The sequence below is a fragment of the Bacteroides caecigallinarum genome, from assembly GCF_016901995.1.
Lineage (GTDB): Bacteria > Bacteroidota > Bacteroidia > Bacteroidales > Bacteroidaceae > Phocaeicola > Phocaeicola cellulolyticus.
The window spans coordinates 87,243-93,624 of the sequence record NZ_JACJLE010000006.1 but is presented as its reverse complement, the minus strand read 5'-3'; the positions used below and the strand labels follow the sequence as shown (position 1 = coordinate 93,624).

The following is a 6,382-nucleotide window of genomic DNA, read 5'->3' as shown; positions in this document are numbered from 1 at the left end:
ACAGTGTGGTTTGTAAAAATATCAGTGTGATTTATATAAATATCAGTTGTATTTACAGAATATATTTCGAAGGAAATATTTTTTCTTGGACATTACTTTGATTTTAATAATAACAGTATTCTTTTTTATTACATCCTGAAAATACACTCTAATCGTATGATTTAAAGGGATATATTACGTTATGTGTCAGAAAACATAGTTTAGTAACACGAATGTAACAGTTGGATTTCTGAACATAAATTTCTATTTTGCACCAACTTAAAAATGAGATATGAAAAGCATATCCTTTATTCTATTAATTTTTTAATCTAGAATACCATGAAAGTATATCAGACTAACGAAATCAAAAACATTGCACTTCTTGGCAATGATGGCTCAGGTAAAACCACCCTCACTGAAGCATTGCTCTTTGAGAGTGGTATTATAAAACGTCGCGGCAGAATTACTGCCAAGAACACTGTAAGCGACTATTTCCCGGTAGAGCAGGAGTATGGTTACTCTGTATTCTCTACCGTTTATCATGTAGAGTGGAATGGTAAAAAACTTAATATCATAGACTGTCCGGGTAGTGATGACTTCGTGGGAGCTGCTATAACTGCACTTAATGTAACAGATACAGCCGTATTGCTTCTTAACGGTCAGTACGGACCTGAAGTAGGTACTCAGAATCACTTCCGTTACACTGAGAAGTTGGGTAAACCGGTTATCTTCCTTGTTAACCAGCTTGACTCGCCTAACTGCGATTTCGATAAAGTGCTTGAACAGTTGACTGAAAATTATGGTTCTAAAGTTGTTCCGGTTCAGTATCCTCTCAGTACGGGTCCGGACTTCAATTCGTTGATTGATGTACTTTTAATGAAAAAATATTCGTGGGGACCAGAAGGTGGTGCTCCTACTATCGAACCTGTTCCGGCTGAAGAAATGGAAAAGGCTATGGAATGGCACAAGAGACTTGTTGAGGCTGCTGCCGAACACGATGAGACTCTTATGGAAAAATTCTTTGAATCAGAATCGCTTACAGAAGACGAAATGCGTGAGGGTATCCGCAAGGGATTGGCTGCAAGGGGTATGTTCCCTGTGTTCTGCGTATGTGCAGGAAAAGATATGGGTGTACGCCGTCTGATGGAATTCCTCGGTAACGTGGTACCTTTCGTTGACGAAATGCCTGTGGTTCACAATACACGTGGTGTTCCTGTTCCTCCTGTGGCTGATGCTCCAACTTCACTTTATTTCTTCAAGACTGCCGTTGAACCTCATATCGGTGATGTACAGTACTTCAAGGTTATGAGTGGTGTTGTTCACGAAGGTGACGACCTGAATAATGCTGACCGTGGATCGAAGGAACGTATGGCACAGCTTTATGTGTGTGCAGGTGCAAACCGTGAAAAGGTGGAAGAACTGAGAGCCGGTGATATAGGTTGTACAGTGAAGCTGAAAGACGTTAAGACTGGCAATACACTGAATAGCAAGGATTGTGAAAACAGATTCAATTTCATCAAGTATCCAAATCCTAAATATACTAGAGCCATCAAGCCGGAAAATGAGGCAGATACTGAAAAGATGATGGCTATCCTGAACCGTATGCGCGAGGAAGATCCTACATGGGTTGTTGAGCAGTCTAAGGAATTGAAACAGATTCTTGTTCATGGTCAGGGTGAGTTCCATTTGCGTACACTGAAATGGCGTCTTGAAAATAATGAGAAACTTGCAGTGCAGTTCATGGAACCTAAGATTCCTTACAGAGAAACTATTACTAAGGCTGCACGTGCTGACTACAGACATAAGAAACAGTCGGGTGGTGCCGGACAGTTTGGTGAAGTTCATCTTATCGTGGAACCATATTACGAAGGTATGCCTACTCCTGAAGTCTATAAATTCAATGGTCAGGAATTCAAGATCAATGTGAAGAGTACTGAAACTGTTGATTTGGAATGGGGCGGTAAGCTGGTATTCATCAACAGTGTTGTAGGTGGAGCTATCGATACAAGATTTATGCCTGCTATCCTTAAAGGTATCATGAGCCGTATGGAACAGGGACCTCTGACAGGTTCGTATGCACGCGACGTACGTGTTATCGTATATGACGGAAAGATGCATCCGGTTGACTCAAATGAAATTTCGTTCATGCTTGCCGGACGTAATGCTTTCAGCGAAGCATTCAAGAACGCAGGCCCTAAGATTCTTGAACCTATCTATGATGTGGAAGTTTTCGTTCCGAGCGACAAGCTTGGTGATGTAATGAGTGATATGCAGGGACGCCGCGGTATGATTATGGGTATGAGCAGTGAAAAGGGATACGAAAAGCTTGCAGCAAAAGTTCCTTTGAAGGAAATGTCTAACTATTCTACTGCTTTAAGCTCATTGACAGGTGGACGTGCTTCGTTCATTATGAAGTTTGCAAGTTACGAACTTGTTCCAACTGATGTCCAGAATAAGCTTATGAAGGAATTTGAAGAGCAGGAAAAGAACGAAGATTGATAGTTAGTTAATATTTTAATACATAAAAAAGCCGTATTTCTTAAAAATACGGCTTTTTTTTATTCACTTTTCATGAACTTTTCGCCACTTTTAGTTGTTATATATTTAAAGTTATATTAATTTTGTAAAGTAAGTGCGGAGAGAATGACTTTTACTTGTGATTTTATTAATTAAAAATAGGTGATATTGTTAAATACGAAAAAATCCCGTGTAAAACATGTTAATTGATGATGATTATATTAATTAGCTTGTTAAATTTGTCACCATGAAAAAGTCAACAATATGGATATTGGGAGTCATTATGGCTCTGTCTTTTCTTAGTCTGCTATATTTGCAGGTAAGTTACATAGAAGAGATGGTTAAGATGCGTCGTGGACAATTCGAAGAGAATGTAAACCGCAGTCTTGTTCAGTCCGTGCGTAATCTTGAACTGGTGGAAACCAAGAAGTATCTTGAGGCAGATGTCGCTGCTACTGAAAGGGCGGCTCGTCTGGCTGAGCAGTTTAATCTGAATAAGGGAAAAGGAAGCGATGACATACTCCAGCAGCATCACCAATATACTATAACATCGCCTGATGGAAGTATGTATTCCACTTTCGAATTCAAGACTATTACCAACAGACCGTCAAGTGTCCCTAAAGTGATAATTTCTACAGGAAAGAATATCCCGCAGACATCAAGGACATTGCAGGAGATAATAAAGGAAAGGTATGTATATCAGAGGGCATTGCTTGATGAAGTGATATACAATATTCTATATACGGCAAGCGACAAGCCTCTGAAGGAGAGGATAAATTTCAAGCAGTTGGATCATTTCATCAAATCTGAGTTGCTTAACAACGGATTGGATTTGCCATATCATTTCACTGTTACAGACAGAGACGGAAAGGAAATATACCGTTGTTCGGACTATGCATATGATGGAGAGAAGATTTATTCCAGACTGTTGTTTGAAAATGACCCTCCGGCAAAAATGGGATATGTGAATATATTCTTCCCTACGATGGATGATTATATTTTCAGTTCCGTGAAGTTTATGATTCCTTCCATAATCTTTACCATTGTACTTCTGATAACATTTATTTTTACTATATATATAATATTCCGTCAGAAGAAGCTTACAGAGATAAAGAATGATTTCATAAACAACATGACTCATGAATTCAAGACACCTATCTCTACCATATCACTGGCAGCCCAGATGCTTAATGATCCGGCTGTAGGAAAATCGCCTGTGATGTTCAAGCATATATCTGGGGTGATAAATGATGAAACGAAACGTCTTCGTTTCCAGGTGGAAAAAGTATTGCAGATGTCAATGTTCGAACGCCAGAAAGCCACTCTGAAGAAAAAGAAGATTGATGCCAATGAACTGGTGAACGGAGTGATAAATACTTTCAGACTGAAGGTGGAGAGTTGTCATGGAACATTGGATGCGGAACTTGAAGCTACAGATCCGTTTATCTTCGTTGACGAAATGCATTTCACAAACGTGATATTCAATCTGCTTGACAATGCAGTCAAGTATAAACGTGCGGATGTGGATATAAGTCTTAAAGTCAGAACCTGGAATGAGGCTAACAAGCTTCATATATCAGTAGAAGACAACGGAATAGGTATAAAGAAAGAAAATTTGAAAAAGATATTTGATAAGTTCTACCGAGTCCATACCGGAAATTTGCACGATGTGAAAGGCTTCGGTCTTGGATTGGCCTATGTTAAGAAGATAATTACAGATCACAACGGAAGCATTCGTGCTGAAAGTGAACTGAATGTCGGAACTAAATTTATAATTGTATTACCTTTATTTAAAGAAGAATAATATGGACGAAAGAATGCGTATTTTATTGTGCGAAGATGACGAGAATCTTGGCATGCTTTTGAGAGAATATTTACAGGCTAAAGGTTATGAAGCTGACCTGTTCCTGAATGGTGACGAAGGAGTGAAAGGATATCAGAAAGGAAAATATGATATGATTGTAACAGACGTTATGATGCCTGTTAAGGACGGTTTCTCTATGATTCAGGAAATCAAACAGATCAATTCGGAAGTGCCTGTGATTTTCCTTACTGCAAAAACTATGAAGGAAGACATCCTTGAAGGTTTCAAGATTGGTGCAGACGATTATATCAGCAAGCCGTTTAGTATGGAAGAACTTACACTTCGTATTGAGGCAATCTTGCGTCGTGTCAGAGGTAAGAAGGTTAAGGAAAATACTATGTATAATATTGGTAACTTTACTTTCGATACTCAGAAACAGTTGCTTACTATTGGTGATAAGCAGACTAAACTTACTACTAAGGAGTCTGAACTTCTGTCATTGCTTTGTTCTCATGCAAACGAAATCCTTCAGAGAGATTATGCACTGAAGAACATCTGGATTGACGATAATTATTTCAATGCACGAAGCATGGATGTTTATATCACTAAGTTGCGTAAACACCTTAAAGCGGATCCGTCTATCGAAATTATCAATATCCACGGTAAGGGATATAAATTGATTACTCCTGATGAAGAACAGCAGGAAGCTTAATGATAAATGACAAAATAAAAAGAGGTTACCCGAAAGGATAACCTCTTTTTATTTTGTCTGATTTCGTAAATTAATCAGTAATGCGTTTGTTGATCAGGATATAGCTGATAAGTCCAACGATGATAAGAACAAATGATGTTCCCAAAATAGTGTTGTTGTTCACATTTTCAGTTGCAAAACATGCAATCAGGATAACAGCTCCGATAATAATCAATATTACTCCCAGATTCTTTAATAAGCTTTTCATGTGTGTCTTCTATTTTTATGGTTTATTCGTTTATTGGTTACAAATTAAAGCATAATTCTTTATACGTGAAAATTATTTTACGAAAAAAAATGAAATTCGTATAATATCATGCGTCTCTATATTGTTAATCTTTCGTGTTTGTGAATATTTTGCGAAGTACCTCCTGACTTACGCTTAACTCTTCAAGAGTCAACCCTTTCAATGCTTCTTTAAGTGTGAGGTTGGCAACAAGCCTGGCCTTATCTTCAAGCTGTTTTCCATCCTTTGTCAGATGTATCAGATTGGTTCTTCTATCTTTCTTGTCAGATATGCGTACAACCAGGTGTTGTTTCTCCATATTGTCTATTAGTCGGGTCATGCTTGGTTTGTCTTTAAACGTAGCATTGCAGAGTTCCTGTTGCGTCACTCCGTCTTTTTCCCACAGGAAAATCAGTACCGTCCATTGTTCCGGAGTGATATCCAATCCGTTCATCCTGAAATTCCTAATGAGCTTTCTGTTTATTGCTGCTGATACTTTACCATTAAGAATGGCAAATATTAATTGTATGTCGAAATTAAATTGTTCTATCATATAATTATTGTTTATACAACTATGCAAATATACAACTTATTGTCGTAATACGTATTCTTATTACCCATAATAATCACTTATTCGTATATATTAGTAAATAATTATAGAATAAAAACGCTATAAATGTTTGTATATTAGATAAAAAGTTGTACCTTTGCGCCGTGATTGAAATTTTTATTAATAATTTAATTAACGAATAAGTATGAATCAATACGAAACCGTTTTCATTTTAACTCCCGTTTTATCTGACGCTCAGATGAAGGAAGCGGTAGAGAAGTTCAAGGCAATCCTTACTCAGGAAGGTGCTGAGATCATCAATGAAGAAAACTGGGGATTGAAGAAATTGGCTTATCCAATTCAGAAGAAATCTACAGGTTTCTATCAGTTGATTGAGTTTAAAGCTGAACCAGCTGTAATCGAAAAACTTGAGGTTAACTACCGTCGTGATGAAAGAGTTATCCGTTTCTTGACTTTCAAGATGGATAAGTATGCTGCAGAATACGCTGCAAAGAGAAGAAATGTTAAATCAACTAAAAAGGAGGAAAATTAATC

At 37.7% G+C, this 6,382-nt stretch carries 6 protein-coding genes; 4 read left to right on the top strand and 2 right to left on the bottom strand.

Annotated elements, in window-relative coordinates; all coding sequences use genetic code 11:
- Nucleotides 1-318: 318 nt before the first annotated feature.
- From H6A61_RS02860 to H6A61_RS02850, 3 genes are all read left to right on the top strand, one after another.
- The gene (locus H6A61_RS02860; RefSeq protein ID WP_204390763.1) at nt 319-2,478 is read left to right on the top strand and encodes an elongation factor G; all 2,160 of its coding nucleotides are present in this window, start codon (nt 319-321) and stop codon (nt 2,476-2,478) included.
- A gap of 265 nt (nt 2,479-2,743) precedes the next feature.
- Nucleotides 2,744-4,300 carry a sensor histidine kinase gene (locus H6A61_RS02855; RefSeq protein ID WP_154044624.1) on the top strand — a complete coding sequence of 519 codons (1,557 nt, stop codon included), beginning with the start codon at nt 2,744-2,746 and terminating at the stop codon, nt 4,298-4,300.
- A 1-nt stretch (nt 4,301) separates the two neighbouring features.
- On the top strand, nt 4,302-5,012 hold the full coding sequence (locus H6A61_RS02850; RefSeq protein ID WP_154044623.1) for a response regulator transcription factor: 711 nt from the start codon (nt 4,302-4,304) through the stop codon (nt 5,010-5,012).
- A 70-nt stretch (nt 5,013-5,082) separates the two neighbouring features.
- Here the strand turns inward: H6A61_RS02850 and H6A61_RS02845 are convergent, their stop codons facing one another.
- Both H6A61_RS02845 and H6A61_RS02840 read right to left on the bottom strand, forming a co-directional pair.
- Nucleotides 5,083-5,259: a hypothetical protein gene (locus H6A61_RS02845; protein ID WP_204390761.1), complete on the bottom strand. Its 177-nt coding sequence runs from the start codon at nt 5,257-5,259 to the stop codon at nt 5,083-5,085.
- Nucleotides 5,260-5,383: 124 nt separating this feature from the next.
- Nucleotides 5,384-5,830, bottom strand: a complete 447-nt coding sequence (locus tag H6A61_RS02840; protein WP_154044622.1) for a MarR family winged helix-turn-helix transcriptional regulator — start codon at nt 5,828-5,830, stop codon at nt 5,384-5,386.
- 202 nt (nt 5,831-6,032) lie between these two features.
- On the opposite strand from H6A61_RS02840, the gene rpsF reads away from it, so the two are divergent.
- The gene (rpsF, locus tag H6A61_RS02835) at nt 6,033-6,380 is read left to right on the top strand and encodes a 30S ribosomal protein S6 (protein WP_154044621.1); all 348 of its coding nucleotides are present in this window, start codon (nt 6,033-6,035) and stop codon (nt 6,378-6,380) included.
- The last annotated feature ends 2 nt before the right edge of the window (nt 6,381-6,382 follow it).